14 protein-coding genes are annotated in these 15,256 nt (G+C 67.0%); 3 read left to right on the top strand and 11 right to left on the bottom strand.

Annotated features, from left to right (window positions below; all coding sequences use genetic code 11):
* Positions 1–157, top strand: a 157-nt coding sequence (locus QM619_RS08820) for a transposase (protein ID WP_415106970.1), incomplete at its 5' end; no start/stop codon positions are given.
* A 79-nt stretch (positions 158–236) separates the two neighbouring features.
* On the opposite strand, the gene QM619_RS08815 is transcribed toward QM619_RS08820, so the two are convergent.
* From QM619_RS08815 to moaA, 7 genes are all read right to left on the bottom strand, one after another.
* Positions 237–575 (bottom strand): hypothetical protein, encoded by a 339-nt coding sequence (locus QM619_RS08815; RefSeq protein WP_415106957.1) that lies wholly within the window; start codon positions 573–575, stop codon positions 237–239.
* A gap of 209 nt (positions 576–784) precedes the next feature.
* On the bottom strand, positions 785–1,888 hold the full coding sequence (locus tag QM619_RS08810) for a DNA glycosylase AlkZ-like family protein (protein WP_415106954.1): 1,104 nt from the start codon (positions 1,886–1,888) through the stop codon (positions 785–787).
* On the bottom strand, positions 1,888–3,084 hold the full coding sequence (locus tag QM619_RS08805) for an MFS transporter (RefSeq protein ID WP_415106968.1): 1,197 nt from the start codon (positions 3,082–3,084) through the stop codon (positions 1,888–1,890). Before QM619_RS08805 ends, QM619_RS08810 begins: the two co-directional genes overlap by 1 nt.
* Positions 3,085–3,137: 53 nt before the next feature.
* Positions 3,138–3,803, bottom strand: a complete 666-nt coding sequence (locus tag QM619_RS08800) for a hypothetical protein (protein WP_415106951.1) — start codon at positions 3,801–3,803, stop codon at positions 3,138–3,140.
* Positions 3,804–3,887: 84 nt separating this feature from the next.
* Entirely contained in the window at positions 3,888–4,883 is a 996-nt protein-coding gene (locus QM619_RS08795) for a YncE family protein (RefSeq protein ID WP_415106948.1), read from the bottom strand.
* 191 nt (positions 4,884–5,074) lie between these two features.
* The gene (locus QM619_RS08790; protein WP_415106945.1) at positions 5,075–5,317 is read right to left on the bottom strand and encodes a MoaD/ThiS family protein; all 243 of its coding nucleotides are present in this window, start codon (positions 5,315–5,317) and stop codon (positions 5,075–5,077) included.
* 5 nt (positions 5,318–5,322) lie between these two features.
* The gene (moaA, locus tag QM619_RS08785; protein WP_415106942.1) at positions 5,323–6,360 is read right to left on the bottom strand and encodes a GTP 3',8-cyclase MoaA; all 1,038 of its coding nucleotides are present in this window, start codon (positions 6,358–6,360) and stop codon (positions 5,323–5,325) included.
* Positions 6,361–6,441: 81 nt separating this feature from the next.
* Here moaA and QM619_RS08780 point away from each other — a divergent pair, with 81 nt between their 5' ends.
* Positions 6,442–7,128: a helix-turn-helix transcriptional regulator gene (locus QM619_RS08780; protein WP_415106940.1), complete on the top strand. Its 687-nt coding sequence runs from the start codon at positions 6,442–6,444 to the stop codon at positions 7,126–7,128.
* A 1-nt stretch (position 7,129) separates the two neighbouring features.
* Here the strand turns inward: QM619_RS08780 and QM619_RS08775 are convergent, their stop codons facing one another.
* A complete protein-coding gene (locus tag QM619_RS08775; protein WP_415106937.1) occupies positions 7,130–8,467 on the bottom strand; it encodes a PhoH family protein in 1,338 nt (445 codons plus the stop codon).
* 335 nt (positions 8,468–8,802) lie between these two features.
* Here QM619_RS08775 and QM619_RS08770 point away from each other — a divergent pair, with 335 nt between their 5' ends.
* Positions 8,803–11,178 carry a TIM-barrel domain-containing protein gene (locus QM619_RS08770; RefSeq protein WP_415106934.1) on the top strand — a complete coding sequence of 792 codons (2,376 nt, stop codon included), beginning with the start codon at positions 8,803–8,805 and terminating at the stop codon, positions 11,176–11,178.
* A gap of 169 nt (positions 11,179–11,347) precedes the next feature.
* Here the strand turns inward: QM619_RS08770 and QM619_RS08765 are convergent, their stop codons facing one another.
* The 3 genes from QM619_RS08765 to QM619_RS08755 form a co-directional block, all read right to left on the bottom strand.
* Positions 11,348–12,157, bottom strand: coding sequence for an isoprenyl transferase (locus QM619_RS08765; protein ID WP_415106931.1), 810 nt, complete (start codon positions 12,155–12,157; stop codon positions 11,348–11,350).
* 89 nt (positions 12,158–12,246) lie between these two features.
* The gene (gene trhA, locus QM619_RS08760) at positions 12,247–12,921 is read right to left on the bottom strand and encodes a PAQR family membrane homeostasis protein TrhA (RefSeq protein WP_415106928.1); all 675 of its coding nucleotides are present in this window, start codon (positions 12,919–12,921) and stop codon (positions 12,247–12,249) included.
* 122 nt (positions 12,922–13,043) lie between these two features.
* A complete protein-coding gene (locus QM619_RS08755) occupies positions 13,044–15,080 on the bottom strand; it encodes a thioredoxin domain-containing protein (RefSeq protein ID WP_415106925.1) in 2,037 nt (678 codons plus the stop codon).
* Positions 15,081–15,256 lie beyond the last annotated feature (176 nt).

Genomic DNA, 15,256 nt, shown 5'->3' with positions numbered 1-15,256 from the left:
CTTCGACACCGCCCGCTCCAACAACGGCGGCGCCGAAGCCATCAACGGACTCATCGAACTCCACCGCCGCATCGCCCGCGGCTACCGCAACCGCGACAACTACCGACTACGCATGCTCCTCATCGGCGGCGGACTCACCCACCCCCACCTCAAGTAGGAAGAGCCGCTTTGCGATCGCCACTGTTGGACCGCCCAATGAGCCATGCAGCGACAGCCTCGGCCGGACTGCTGAACACTTATGTGGCTTCTATGCATAGACCGCAGCCGACGGCAACCTGGAAGAGATCACAGGCCGCGACCGTCTGCCCGCCTGCCGATTCGTATGCACCGTTGTCGAGTATAAGGATGCCGAGGCTATTGCCCTCATAACTTGCTACGGTGGACAACGAGGAGCCGTCGCCTTCGACGGCGATCACCCGCTGGGCAATGCGCGTTGAGAGGCCGAGCGCGGCCGCCACCGCGCCCAGCAGACACCAGTTCGATGGCGAATCGGCCAGGGAGAACAGCGCCTTGCAAACGTCGCCGAACTGTACGATGAAGACCGCGTCGGATGGGATAGCGATTTGATAGCTCACGAGCAGCGATCCGATTGTGTTGAGTGCGTTTGCCAGTCCTAAATTTCGCATGGCCAACCAAAGGCCTATGTGTACCCTGGCTTATTGCGGGCCAGCACCGATGGCTAACGCCTTGTCTTCCCTGGTTGCCAGGATGGTGGATGTGGTTCGGCGCTCGAGGTTTAGCGGGGTGAATATCGAGCACGACACGTAGACGGGGCGAGTAGAGGTCATCGGGCTGTCTCGTCTCTGATTAGTTCTCCTCCGAGTTGAAGCGCCAAGCGAGCGGCAGCGGCGGTGGCGGTGGCATGGAACTCAGTCGGATCGATGTCAGTTTCTGGAAAGAACCTCCGGATAGTGATGTCCCGACCCTGTCTGCGTGCGTCAATCCTACCGACGAACCGGCCTGAGTGGAGCACTGCCATCGAGTAAGGGCCAAAGAGCCGCTGGGCGGCCGGCTTGTATGCCTCCAAGACGTAGTGAAATCCGAAGATTCTCCTGGCTCGATTGCGGTCGCGGAGAAGGTTGTCGAATGGCCCGATCAGCCTCGGAGGAGCTTCCGTGGGCATCGGGTCGGCTAAGGTCGAGGTGTAGGCGAGTTCGTCCCATCCATCGACGCGGCCACCACGACGGTTGAGTAGATGCAGTCCGTTGTCGACCATCTGTACAGGTAGGTGGTAGTGGACTGCGATGTCGGTGATTGTGGCGATGCCGAGGGCATTGAGGGCAGCTTCGACCATGCCGGCGGCTATCTCCGCCGGCTGGAGCCGCTGGTCTCGTAAGGCTTGGGGAACACGCCGAGTGGCTATGTCATAGACACGCTGGCCGTTTAATCGACTGGAGCAGACGAGTTCTCCGCGCCACACCAGATGCTCGGCTGCACGTTTGAGTGCAGTCCAACCCCAACTGTCCGTGCGGGGCTGGTCTGCCTGGATCTGTCGCATGGTGAGGCCGTCGGGTGCCTCCTCGACTACGTGCAGAACACGATCCATGTCGCCGGCCGGCGGTGCATCCGGCCGGCGCGCTGCTGCATCGCGCTTTGCTGCGAGCAGCGGCCAGTTGCCGATGGGCAGCAGACAGGCAGCGTGGGTGTAGGTCTCAAAGGAAACCGGCTCGTTCCTTGACCACAGTTGCTGATCGACTGTCAGTTGGCTGCTCGGCGCGAGTCGCGCGAGGCAGGTGAGTCGGTGCGACTGTTCGACCGTTCTGAGCCCATCCAACTGCAGGAGCCGTTGGCTGTGGAGTACCGATAGTGGGTTGGGAGCCGGATCGGCACCGATCTGTGCGTTGATGGTGATGCTGCGTGCCTGGTCGGCGCTAAATTCGCTGGTCATCAGGCTGCCGGACCTTCTGCCGCGACCCTCTCGCCAACGAGCAAGCTGACCCCCAGAAGTCCGGTGATCGCAGCGGTCGTAGCACCGAGCAGCGCGGGCGCGTCGCTCGTATAGGTGGCGGCGGCGCCGGCCGCGCTGATTCCGACCGTATATCCGACGTTGTAGGCGACTGGAACCCATGCATTGGCTTCATGGATCACGTGCTGTGGTAGATCGGCGTCGAGCATCAAGTAGGAGTTGATGAACAACGGCGTGACTGCTAGGCCCGACAGGACCAGCATCAGCCCGAGAGTGAGGGGTCCATGGTCAATGACGAGCGGGATGAGCGGCAGCCCTACGATGAGGGTGAGTGCTGCTTGCCTGCGGGTGAATGAGGAGCGCAGCTTCAGGCTCGCGTATCCGACACCGCCGATGACTCCGCCCAGACTGATGGCACCGAACAGCAGGGCGGTCACGGGCGTGGTTTCGGGTTGCCCACTGGACAGTGGGATCACGATTCCCATCATCCCGAACAGCATGCCCATAAGGAGCAGAGGCAGGACGATTCGGCGCAACTCCTTGGTGGCGATCGGTCCAGCCAACGTAATCAGGCGTCGCATCATCCGGCTTCCGCCGGGCCGAGCTTCCACGGCGTGCCCGCTGTCAACGGACGATCCGAGGGTCAAGGCTCGCCTCATCGACCTTGGGAGCAGAATGATGATTGCGCTGAAGACCACGATTGCTGCACAGGTCTGGAATGCGAGCGATGTGCCACCAGCAAGAATAAGGACCGAGACCAGGGTCGGTCCAAGTAGGTACCCGATCTCCTCCACTATCGAATCAAGGGCGTGGAGGGCTTTCACCTCTTCGGGGTCGCGGCCGATCGTCTTCCACTCCGACCTCAGCACGGCATCCATCGGTGGAGCAGCGACCGCCTGAACTGCGATCGCAGCAATGGGTACGATCAGGGAGAAGCCCGTGTTGAGGAGAGTGAGGGTGAATAGGCTCAGGGTGGCGATCGAGACGACAGTCTGAGGAAGGATGACTCGACGTCTTCCGAACCGGTCGACTAGGCGTGCGCGCAGCGGCGTCGTCAGAGTTGCGACAGCAACCCTGACGGCTTGGACCACCGCAGCGGAAGCGAGCCCGCGAGTGTCGGTGGCGGCAAGGAACAAGGCCAAGGGAAAGGCTGCACCGCTGACCTGACGCAGCAGCATGATGGTCAACAGGCCAGCAGTATCGGGTCGCGTAAGGACCTTACCTATGCTGTTCACTCAATCTCCATTTGTGCTTGGAGTGAGTCCCTGTGTAGGAGGGTGATGCGCGCAATCACATCGCCTCGTTCGACCTTAACTGGCGCGAGGGGTTTTGCAGCGATGCTCAGCCCTGACTGTTCCCAGGTGCGGTTGACCTGTTTGGCGGTGAGCACACCCACGGGGATTTGTAGGTCTGGGTGCCCGCCCGCCTCATGGACGAGCAGGAAATAGTCGTCGGGGATCTGCAGCCCAAAGCCAAGGAGCCATTCGAACGTTCCCTCTCCGTTCGGGAGGAACATCGACTCCCAGGTTCCGTCCGTGGCGCGGTAGGCGTATGACCTGAGCCAATGGTTGCGTCGGGTTCCGATGAATCCTGATCCTCGAGCCCAGAATTCGGTAGCACCAGTGGAACGCGAGGCTTCTGTGAGATCGGCATCGCTGCTCAGTTGCACTTCGTCAATTGGGGTGAACTGCTCGCTGATGGGTGAACGCAGCGTCCAGCCAAGTTCACTGCCAAGCACCCAGGCCGGGCATACCTCCTTCGCCCGGATTCTCCGCCGCTGCTTGAAGTGTTCCTCGAGCAGCCGGGCCTCAGCTCGCGCGTGCTGTGGCGCAACAGACTGTTTCTCGGGCAGAAGTGCCCATTCGTGGAGCTTCTTTGCGCGGACATGCGTTGCCACGGTCGCCCACCAGGACCTTCCTCTTAGGGTGGGTGCGGAACTATGCGAGGCGGCCTATCCCGGCCGCCCCGCACAACTATCTAGTTACCGTCCGCTGGTCGCGCCCGCGGCCACCTCGGTCCGTGATCGCAACCGGGCAGTGTCCACGACGGAGACACTGCAGGGGCCATAGCCAACTTCGATTGCCTGGTAGCTGAAACTGCCAACATCCTCGGCGAGCGACGCGCTGCCAAGGTGCACGGCAGTGAGCATGTTCGGCCCGCCGGGCAACTCGTCATGCTTTATCCAGCCCGGATTGGTGCGGGCGAAGTTGGTCACGTAGAGAATCTCGTCGTCGTCCACGGCGATTCCGCGGGGACCGGGACCCACGGGGATCTGTCGTGTGACCTGCAGGCGGTCGATATCGATGACAGCGACCTTAGACGTGGTCTCGATGCTAGCCAACGCGTACCTGCCATCGGCGGAGAAGGCGACGGCGCGACCACCAATATCGCCTACATCGACCTTGGCGACCTGCTCTGTCACACGATCAATGACACTGACGTAGGGCGCCTGGGTGTTGGCAACGAAGACGAATCGACCACTGGGATCGATCGCCGCAGAGTATGGATGCGCAGTCTCGCCCATATCGAACTCTGTCTCGATACCCACCGAGTCGAGATCGTCCGTGCCGAGACCGGCGAGGTTCAATCGGACGACGACGTCGGCTCCCCAGATGCAGATGTAGGCATAGCGACCATCGGCCGTAATCGCCATGTGCCGAGGATCCCGGCCTGTGGGGATCTGGCGCACCTCCTCGTTGGCATGCAGGTCGACAATGGACACGGTGTCCGATCCTGAATTTGAGACAAGGATGTAGCGATTGCCCGGAACAATTCCTAGACCGCGAGGGCCGAACCCGACGGTGATCCGTCGTACCTCCTCCAAGTTGATGGGATCGATCTCGGAGATCGTGTTCTGACTGGTGTTGGAGACGAAACCGCGACCGTCGTCCGTGAGCTTGACAGCTCCACGGGGCGCGTTGCCGACCTGAATCTTCCGCAGCAACTCGTAGTCGGCGCGACCGCGCTTGCCGATCACGCTGATCGTGCCATCATCGGTATCTGTGGAAAGATCTCCACCTGTGACATGTGCTCTCCGATTCCTCGGGGGTGACTCCCAAGACCAGGGGTTTTATCTCGGGTGCGCCTGAAACTAGCCGAAGTAGACACGGTTGTCTAGCGTCGTCGTGAGAAGTGCTCGAGCGCTGGTCGGTGGAAGTTCGGGCAGCACTAGCCTCCGGCGAACGGCGGCAACACGTCCACCTGAGCTCCCGGCGCCACAAACTCCTCGCGCGAGCGGGCGGCCCGGCCGTCCAGCAACAGGGTGGAGACGGCGAGCACTTTCGCCAGCCGTTCCCGGTCAGAACCCAATTGCTCGACGAGGTCGGCCACGGACACTTCGAATTCCGCGTCGATGGTTTCCTCGTGGACGCCGGCGGCCTCGGCCGCACCCGCAAAGTACCGAATCTTCACAATCCTCAACCTCCGATGGCGCTCATCGTGCGGGCCGGCGGGACGAAACCCGGTTCGCCGATGCCGTGGGCCGCCGCCTTGCGACTCTGTGCCCCGGCCCAGATCGCGGCCAGTTCGGCGTCCGAGGCCCCGTCGCGCAGGGGCGTCCGCAGATCGGTCTCGGTGCGCGAGAACAGACAGGTGCGCAGCTGGCCGTCGGCGGTGATCCGGGTCCGGTCGCAGGCGCCGCAGAACGGGGCGGTCACCGACGGGATGACCCCGATCCGTCCGCCGGGCTGCGAGGCGTCCGGAGCCACCTGCCACAGTTCCGCGGGCGCGGTGCCGCGCGGCTCCGCGGCCGGCCGCAGGGTGAACCGCTCGCGCAACCGGGCCAGGATCTCGGCCTGTGTGACCATCTGCGAACGGTCCCATTCGTGGCGCGGACCGAGCGGCATCTGCTCGATGAACCGCAACTGGTACCCGCGCTCCAGGCAGAACTGGGCGAGCGGGACGACGTCGACCTCGTTCACCTCGCGCATCACCACGCTGTTCACCTTGACCGGCAGCAGCCCGGCGGCTTCGGCGGCGGCCAACCCGGACAGGACGGCATCCAACCGGTCGCGCCGGGCGAGTGCGGCGTAACGCACGCGATCGAGCGAGTCCAGCGACACGTTGACCCGGTCCAAACCGGCCGCGGCAAGCGCGGACACCCGCTTGTCGAGGCCGATCCCGTTAGTGGTCAACGACAGCTCGGGAGGCGTGCCGGCACGGGTGCGCAGCGCCTTCGCGGTAGCCACGATGTGTTCCAGCGAGCGGCGCAACAACGGCTCGCCACCGGTGAACCGGATCTTGGTGATGCCGAGCGATTCGACCGCGATCGTCAGCAGGCGACCCAGTTCGGCGTCGGTCAACACCTCGTCGCCGGGCAGCCAGGGCAGGCCCTCGGCCGGCATGCAGTAGGTGCAGCGCAGATTGCAGCGATCGGTCAGCGACACCCGCAGGTCGGTGGCGACCCGGCCGAAGGCGTCCGCCAGCACCAGCGGCGCCCGCACCCCGATCGTCATGCCCCACAGGGTACGCGAGCCATTCGGCGGCGTGGCCGAAAGGTGACCCCCCACTGACAACGGGATGACATCATTGAAGCGATGACTTCGCACCCGGCACCCGACCACGGCCCGGATCGGCTCGGACCGACCCGCCGCCGGGTGTTGGCGTACCTGCAGGAGACCGCCGACCCCACCTCGACGGACATCCTTGCCGAGCGGCTCGACCTCCATCCGAACACGGTCCGGTTCCATCTGGACGCGTTGCTCGCCGCGGGCCTGGTGCGCCGGATCGTCGAGCATCGCGCCGTCCAGGGCCGGCCGCGGGTGCTGTTCTCGGCGGCACCGACCGTTCCGCCGGTCACCGATCTGCCCTACCGGTCGCTGGTCCAGGCCGTCCTGGGCCACCTGCGCACCGATCCGGACACCGAGCAACCGGCCGCCGTGCAGATCGGGGAAGCCTGGGGACGGTCGCTGGCCGAAGCGGACGCCGGCCTGGTCGCCGGAACGGAGGCCCTGGTGGACGTCGTCAACGCCTTGGGCCTCAGTTCGCGGATCGCAGAGACCGACGGCGTGCGTCACCTGGAGATCGTCCGCTGCCCGTTCCGTGACCTGACCATCGGCGGGGACGCCACCGCGTGCCGGATTCACCTCGGCATGATGCGCGGCTACCTGGCCGCGCGCGGGGCGGACGAGACCGTGGCAGAACTCAGGCCGTGGGTCGGGCCCGAGTTGTGCCTGGCTCGGCTCGACCCGTCCGTGGAACTGATGGACGCCCAGGAGGCGTGACTCAGCGTTCCTCGAGCAGGTCGGTGACCAGCGCGGCGATCGGCGAACGCTCCGAGCGGGTCAGCGTGACGTGCGCGAACAGCGGGTGCCCCTTGAGCTTCTCGACCACCGCGACGACGCCGTCGTGGCGTCCGACCCGGAGGTTGTCGCGCTGCGCGACGTCGTGGGTGAGAACCACGCGCGAGTTCTGGCCGATCCGGGACAGCACGGTGAGCAGCACGTTGCGTTCCAGCGACTGGGCCTCGTCCACGATCACGAAGGCGTCGTGCAGCGAACGGCCGCGAATGTGGGTGAGCGGCAGCACCTCGAGCAGATCCCGGGCCAGCACCTCGTCGATCACATTGCGGTTGGTCACCGAGCCGAGCGTGTCGAACACGGCCTGCGCCCAGGGCGACATCTTCTCGCCCTCGCTACCCGGCAGGTAGCCGAGTTCCTGCCCGCCGACCGCGTACAAGGGACGGAACACAATCACCTTGGCATGCTGCTGCCGCTCCAGGACCGCCTCCAGCCCGGCGCACAGGGCGAGCGCCGACTTGCCGGTGCCGGCCTTGCCGCCCAGGCTGACGATGCCGACCGACGGATCGAGCAGCAGGTCGAGCGCCACCCGCTGCTCGGCGGAACGGCCATGGATGCCGAAGCAGTCGCGGTCGCTGCGGACCAGCTTCACCGCACCGTCGGGCAGCACCCGGCCGAGCGCCGTAGACCCGGCGCTGTGCAGCACCACGCCGCTGTGGCACGGCAGGTCGACCGCCTCGGGCACGAACGCGGTGCCGGCCGCGTACAGGGCATCGACGCTGGCGCGTTCCACCTCGACCTCGGCCATACCGGTCCAGCCGGTGTCGACGGGCTGCTCGTGCCGATACTCTTCCGCAGCCAGACCGACCGCGGACGCCTTGACCCGCAGCGGGACGTCCTTGCTGACCAGGACGACATCGCGGCCCTCGGCGGAGTAGTTCAGCGCCACGGCCAGGATGCGCGAATCGTTGTCGCCCAGCCGGAACCCGTGCGGCAGCACCGTCTGGTCGGAATGGTTGAGTTCCACATGGAGGGTGCCGCCGCCGTCGTTGATCTGCAGCGGCAGATCGAGGCGTCCGTTGGCGATCCGCAACTCATCCAGGTAGCGCAGGGCCATCCGGGCGAAGTAGCCGAGCTCGGGATGATGCCGTTTCGCCTCCAGCTCGGTGATCACCACGATCGGCACGATCACCTCGTGCTCGTGGAAATTGCGCAGGGCGTGCGGGTCGCTGAGCAGAACGGAGGTGTCGATCACGTACGTCCGCACCGCTGTGTCGGCGGCGGTCGCCGAGACCCTGCGGGAGCTGCTTGCTGTTCGAGGCACGAGCGGTCCTGTCCTGAGGCCGGCGCTGCACCCCCGCCGGCCTCCCGTTGGTTCGGGTCAGCCGGAACGTCGGGGGCCTGATGCCGGCCCGCGGTTTCGACCGGTGAGGGCCAAACGACGCATCGTTCCTCCTGAACGGCCAGTGGGCTGACCGTGCTTGCACCCTAAGCCAGCGACCTGGCCAACCCGCGCACCGGCACGCCGCGGACGGCCGGCCTGTCATCGGCTGTTCACCACGGCGGACACCCGCAGAGCACTCAAGACGGCTCCTGCCCCGAGCGTCCTCACGGCCATCGGACCGGCGAGGCCGGTGGCATCGTCCCTAGACTGCCGGCATGCCTCTCCCGGATCGCCTCATCATGCCCACCACGCCCGCAGCCCCGGCCGAATCGCAGGTGCGCGGCAAGCACTACCGGATCACCGTGTTGAGCGATGCCCTGTTCCGGCTCGAATACTCCCCCAGCGGCCAGTTCGAGGACCGTGCCACCCAGATGGTGGTCAACCGCGATTTCGAACCTGTCGATTTCACGGTTTACCGCACCAAGCACGGCATTGAGATCGTCACCGACACCGTCCGGCTGAACTACGACGAGCAGCCGTTCAGCCCCGGCGGCCTGTACGCGCACCTGGCCGGCGGCGACGGGCATCGGCGCACCTGGCGCTACGGCGAACGCCAGCACGTGCTCGGCGGCCGGGATTCCAACCTGGGCGGCACCGCCCGGACCCTGGACGAGGTGGACGGCCCCACCGACCTGGAGGACGGCGTGCTCTCGCTCCTCGGCTCGGCGGTGCTGGACGACTCCGGCAGCATGACCCTGGACGCGGACGGCTGGATCGCCCCGCGCACCGCCGGCAGCACCGACGTCTACCTGTTCGCGCACGGCGATTCCTATCAGCAGGCGCTGGACGACTTCCACCGGCTCACCGGACGCCAGCCGCTGCTGCCCCGCTGGGCGTTCGGCAACTGGTGGAGCCGCTACCACCCCTACACCGCGGACGAGTACCAGCACCTGATGGAGCGCTTCGACACCGAGGACGTCCCGTTCAGCGTCGCGGTCCTCGACATGGACTGGCACCTGGTCGACGTCCCGCCCCAGTACGGCACCGGCTGGACCGGCTACACCTGGAACCGCGAGCTGATTCCCGACCCGGAAGGGCTGCTCAGCTGGCTGCACGAGCGGGGGCTGAAGGTGTCGCTGAACGTGCATCCGGCGGACGGCGTCCGGGCCTTCGAAGAGCCGTACGCCCGGATGGCGACCGCGATGGGCGTCGATCCGAACACCGAGCAGCCGGTCGATTTCGACATCGCCGACCAGAAGTTCCTGGTCAACTATTTCGAGCAGGTGCACCACCCGATCGAGGACCAGGGCGTCGATTTCTGGTGGCTCGATTGGCAGCAGGGCACGCATTCTTCGGTGGTCGGGCTCGATCCGCTGTGGCTGTTGAACCATTTCCATTACCTGGACAGCGCGCGCCGCGGGCACCGTCCGATCACCTTCTCGCGCTACGCCGGGCCGGGCTCGCACCGTTACCCGGTCGGCTTCTCCGGCGACACCATCAACTCCTGGGACAGCCTTGAGTTCCAGCCGCGATTCACCGCGACGGCGTCCAACATCGGCTTCGGCTGGTGGAGCCACGACATCGGCGGCCACATGTTCGGGTACCGCAACAACGAACTGGTCACCCGCTGGTTCCAGCTGGGCACGTTCTCGCCGATCAACCGGCTGCACTCCACGCTGAGCAAGTTCATGGGCAAGGAGCCGTGGAACTACCCCGCCGAGCATGCCGCTGTGATGGTGGACGCGTTGCGGTTGCGGCACCGGCTGCTGCCCTACCTGTACACGATGAACGAGCGGACGCATCGCACCAACCGGTCGCTGTGCCGTCCGCTCTACCACGACGACCCGCGGCTCGACCCGAACAACCTGCGCGGGTACGGCTCGCCCAACACCTTCCTGTTCGGGACGGAGCTGCTGGTGGCGCCGATCACCTCGCCCGCCGACCAGGGCACCGGGCTGGGCGCGGTCACCACCTGGCTGCCCGAGGGGCAGTGGGTCGACTTCTTCACCGACCTGCGCTACACCGGCGGACGCACAGTGCACCTGCATCGGCCGCTGACCGGCTACCCGGTGCTGGCCAGGGCCGGCGCGGTGGTGCCGCTGACCGCGTCCGGCGAATACGACATCGGCAACCCGGAGGGTTTCGAGGTGCACGTCTTCACCGGCGCCGACGGCTCGTTCACGCTCTACGAGGACGACGACGCGGCCGAACCGCGCGCCGTCCGGACGTCGCTGGACTGGGACGAGGACGCCGGCCGCTTCACCATTGCGCCGGCCGTCGGCGAGTTGGACGTGGTGCCGGCCCGGCGCCGATGGAGCCTGGTGCTGCACGGGGTCAGCGCCGCCGAGGTCTCCGGCGGCGTGGCGACGTCCGGGGCGGGACGGCTGACCGTCGACCTCGACGCGGTGGACACCGCCGTCGGCGCCACGGTCACCCTGTCGAACCTGGTCCACGGCGGCGGGCCGACCGTCGCCGAGCGGCTCTTCGACATCCTGAACCGCGCGCAATGCGACTACGCGGTGAAAGAGCGCACCTGGGCGATGATCGACGCCCCCGGCGACGACCTCGCGGTGTTGCGCCGGCTGGACGGCATCGAACTCCCCGATCCACTGCGCGCCGCCCTCACCGAGATTCTGCTCTCCGACGGCTGACGTCCCATATCCCCTTGCCCGGCCGACTAAACCCCTCCCTAACTACTTCTGCCCTGCCACCTGCGGGAGGGCTGAAGTAGTTAGGGAGGGCCCTGTTGCAGGGGGCCTGGACCCCGAACCCATGCGCTGGTCGGGAGGGGGGTCAGACGCCAAGCACCGACGGACGCCGTCAGCGGCCGAAGCGGCGCTCGCGTTGCGCGTAGGCGCGCAAGGCACGGATGAAGTCGACCTTGCGGAAGTCCGGCCAGAGCGCCTCGTGGAAGTAGAACTCGCTGTGCGCCGACTGCCAGATCAGGAAGCCGGAGAGCCGCTGCTCACCCGAGGTGCGGATCACCAGATCGGGGTCCGGCTGCCCGGCGGTGTACAGATGCGAGGCGATCTGATCGATCTCCAGGGTGTGTGAGAGCTCCTCCAGGCTGGTGCCCTTGGCGGCCTCGGCCGCGAGCAGCGAGCGGAAGGCGTCCCGCAGCTCGTGGCGTCCGCCATAGGAGACCGCGACGTTGACGTGCATGCCGTTGCGTCCCTCGGTGCTGGCGGACGCCTCGCGCAGTCGCGCCGCCATCGGCGCCGGCAGCAGGTTGAGGTCGCCGACGATCTGGACGCGCCATGGGGCGTCCGCCGCCAACTCGACCACGAGATCTTCGATGACCTGCAGCAGCGGGGCGAACTCGTGGTCGTCGGAGCGGTCCAGGTTCTCGGTCGACAGCACCCAGACCGTCACCGTCGGGATGCCGACCTCCTCACACCAGCCGACGAACTCTTTCAGCTTGTCGGCGCCGGCGTCGTAGCCGACCGCGATCGGCTCGTCCGGGGCGTTGCGGCGGGCCCAGCGGCGGTTGCCGTCCGCCATCACGGCGACATGCCGGGGCAGCCGTTCCGGCTCCAGCTCGGCGACCAGCCGCTGCTCGTAGGTGCGGTAGAGCAGCCCGGTCGGATCGAGCGTCGACAACACTCGGGTGACACGAGTGGCCCACTCCATGCCGGTCAGAATACCGGTGGACCACCCCTTCGCCGGTAGCCCGCGCGCCGGAGCAGCCGGCGGATCTCCGGATCGTCAACCGGCGGAGATCAGCGCACGGTAACCAGCGCGATGGCGACGAAGTGACAGCTGGCCGCGACGATCGTGCAGGCATGGAAGATCTCGTGGTAGCCGAAGTAGCGCGGCGACGGGTCGGGCCGCTTCAGCGCATAGACCACGGCACCGCCGCTGTAGATCAGGCCTCCGACGCAGATCAGCGCGAACACGCCGACCGAGCCGTTCGTCCAGAACTCGCCCAGCCAGCCGAGTGCCGCCCAGCCCATCAGCAGGTAAAGCGCGGTGTGCAGCCAGCGCGGCGAGGTGATCCAGACCAGGTTGAACAGCACCCCGGCCAGCGCGGTGAGCCAGACCACCCACAACAGGACGGCGCGGCTCGACGGGCTGAGCAAGGCCAGCGCCAGCGGTGTGTACGAGGCGGCGATGAACACGAAGATGTTGGCGTGGTCGAGGCGCCGCAGCATCAGCTGGGTCCGCTGCCCCCAGTTGCCGAGGTGGTAGACGGCGCTGACTCCGAACAGTTCCACGGCGGCCAGCAGCCACACCGCGCCGCCGATGCGTCCGGAGAGCGTGGGTGCCAGCACGATCAGCGCGATGCCGGCCAAGAAGACGATCGGCGTCATCACCAAGTGCAGCCAGCCGCGCAGCATCGGTTTGGGAAGGGGGACCTCGATGCGATCCGTCTGCTGTCCTAGCGTCGCTGACATATAGCTACGGTAACGTAAGTTACGTTTCCGTAGCAATCATTCCGGCGGCACCGCCCGCAGCTTCCAGGCGTCGCGCTCGATGGTGAGATCGGCGGAATCTCCGCACGCGCGGACGCGGCACCCTACGCCCGTTGCCAGAGCGCCGTTCGCAACTCCTTCACGGTGGACGCCGGCGCGAAGCAGACCATGCCCCGGCAGACGTAGGCGGTGCTCGCGCCGTCGCGGGCCGTCCGGTCGTCGAAGTGATGGGCGAACCCGGACGTCCCGGCCGGCCCGGCGACCAGAGCAGTGCCGGCCGGCGCCATCCGGGCGGCGGCCCGGACCAGTTCGTCCGAGCCGGCGGATTCGGGGGTGACGACCACCGCGACCGCCGGGGTGAGCCGCTTCGCCGCCTGGTCGGCGATCAGGACGTCGGCGAACGCCCAGCCGGCGAACCGCGGTGCTGATTCGACCACGCCGCGCAGCGTGCCGGCCGCGGCCTCGGCCCGCTCGATCAGGTCCCAACGGTCGGCCAGAAGTCCGACCAGGCGGAGCGCGGCCACCAGGCAGGTCGTCCCGGACGGCGTCGGATTGTCCGAGGTGTCACGGGCACGGGCGAACGGCTGGACGCCGTCGACGCCGGCCGGGGCGTCGTAGAAGCCGCCGTCCTCGGCCGCGAACCGTGCCAGGGCAGCCTCCAGCAGGGTCACGGCGCGGTCCAGCCAGACCGACTCACCGAGCGCGCCGGCCAGCCGGGCGTAGCCGAGCGCCAGCGCCCCGTAGTCCTCGGCCATCCCGGCGGCATCGCCAGGTTCGCCGTCCAAACTGGTGCGGCGCAGGTCGCCGTCGATCAGCTGCCGCCAGGACGCCTCCCCGGCGCGCTCGGCGAGGTCGAGCCAATCCGGCTCCCCGAAGACCAGTGCGGCATTGACCAGCGAGTCGATCGCGAAACCGTTCCAGGCGGCGACCAGCTTGTCGTCGCGGGCCGGCGCGAATCGTCCGGACCGCACCTCGCGCAGCCGGTCGAGGACGGCGTCCAGGCGGGCCCAGTCAGGGGTGCCGCGCAACTGGAGCGTGGAGAGACCGTGCTCGAAGGTGCCGCGCTGGGTGACGTGGAAGACCTCGCAGGCCCAGTCGGCGTCCGCCTCGCCGAGGGCGTCGGTGAGCAGTTCCGGCGACCAGACGTAGAAGATCCCCTCGTGCACCATGCCGCGGATGTCGCACGAGTCGGCGTCCAGGCTGGACGCGAAGCCGCCGCCGTCGAGCTGCAGGTCGTCGGCCAGGAATCGGACGATGCCGCGCGCCGTCCGCTCGAAGAGCTGCCGCAGCCCGCGGTCGTGGTCGGCGGTGCAGCACCAGGCACGGGTGTAGCTGCCGAGCAGCAGGGCGTTGTCGTAGAGCATCTTCTCGAAATGCGGCACGACCCAGCCGGCATCGACGCTGTAGCGATGGAAGCCCCCACCCACCTGGTCGTGGATGCCACCGCGCAGCATCGCCTCCAAGCTGCGCTGGGCGATGTCGAGCGAGGCCGGCTCGCCGGTGACCAGCAGGGCGTCGATCAGGCCCGGCGCCGGGAATTTGGGGGCGCGTCCGAAGCCGCCGTGGACCGGGTCGAAGCCGTCCGACACCTTCTGCAGCACGGTGGGAATGTCCAGGGACTCCGGCTCCGGCAGCGTCCCGAACTCGCCGGCGAGATGGTCCACGATGGCATCCGCGCTAGTCAGCACCTCATCGCGGCGAGACGCCCAGGCGTCCGCGAGCGCCGTGACGACCTGGGTGAAGGACGGCATGCCGCCGGCCGGCTCGGGCGGGTAGTAGGTGCCGGCGAAGAACGGCCGGCCGTCCGGAGTGAGGAAGACGGTCATCGGCCAGCCGCCCTGCCCGGTCAACGCCTGCGTGGCCTTCATGTGGACGGCGTCGACGTCCGGACGCTCCTCGCGGTCCACCTTGATCGCCACGAAATGGGCGTTCACCAGGGCGGCCACCTCGGCGTCCTCGAACGACTCGTGCGCCATCACATGGCACCAGTGGCAGGCCGCGTAGCCGACGCTGAGCAGGATCGGGACGTCGCGCCGCCGCGCCTCGTCGAACGCCTCCGGCGTCCACGGCCACCAGTCGATCGGGTTGTTCGCGTGCTGCCGCAGGTAGGGACTCGTGGCATTGACGAGACGGTTGGCCATCTTCTGACTCCTTGAGGAAGCGCTGATCAATCATGTCGCGGCTGCGGCGCACCCGGCGAAGCGATCTGCTCATCCCCGGGCACGTCCTCGCCCGGCATACCGTCGCCACGACGGCATCGCCGCGGTTCCCGCCGCCCTGCTAGGCCCATGACGACCGTCGTACGACGGATGTGTCA

The sequence above is a fragment of the Micropruina sp. genome, from assembly GCF_047606665.1.
In the GTDB taxonomy this organism is placed as follows: domain Bacteria; phylum Actinomycetota; class Actinomycetes; order Propionibacteriales; family Propionibacteriaceae; genus Micropruina.
This window is presented reverse-complemented; position numbering and strand designations above follow the sequence as displayed.

Coding starts and splice junctions, on each gene's coding strand:
- QM619_RS08755 (WP_415106925.1), bottom strand. CDS start 15,080: ATGGCCAACCGTCTCGTCAATGCCACGAGTCCCTACCTGCGGCAGCAC.
- QM619_RS08780 (WP_415106940.1), top strand. CDS start 6,442: ATGACTTCGCACCCGGCACCCGACCACGGCCCGGATCGGCTCGGACCG.
- QM619_RS08810 (WP_415106954.1), bottom strand. CDS start 1,888: ATGACCAGCGAATTTAGCGCCGACCAGGCACGCAGCATCACCATCAAC.
- moaA (WP_415106942.1), bottom strand. CDS start 6,360: ATGACGATCGGGGTGCGGGCGCCGCTGGTGCTGGCGGACGCCTTCGGC.
- QM619_RS08765 (WP_415106931.1), bottom strand. CDS start 12,157: ATGGAGTGGGCCACTCGTGTCACCCGAGTGTTGTCGACGCTCGATCCG.
- QM619_RS08770 (WP_415106934.1), top strand. CDS start 8,803: ATGCCTCTCCCGGATCGCCTCATCATGCCCACCACGCCCGCAGCCCCG.
- trhA (WP_415106928.1), bottom strand. CDS start 12,921: ATGTCAGCGACGCTAGGACAGCAGACGGATCGCATCGAGGTCCCCCTT.
- QM619_RS08805 (WP_415106968.1), bottom strand. CDS start 3,084: ATGCTGCTGCGTCAGGTCAGCGGTGCAGCCTTTCCCTTGGCCTTGTTC.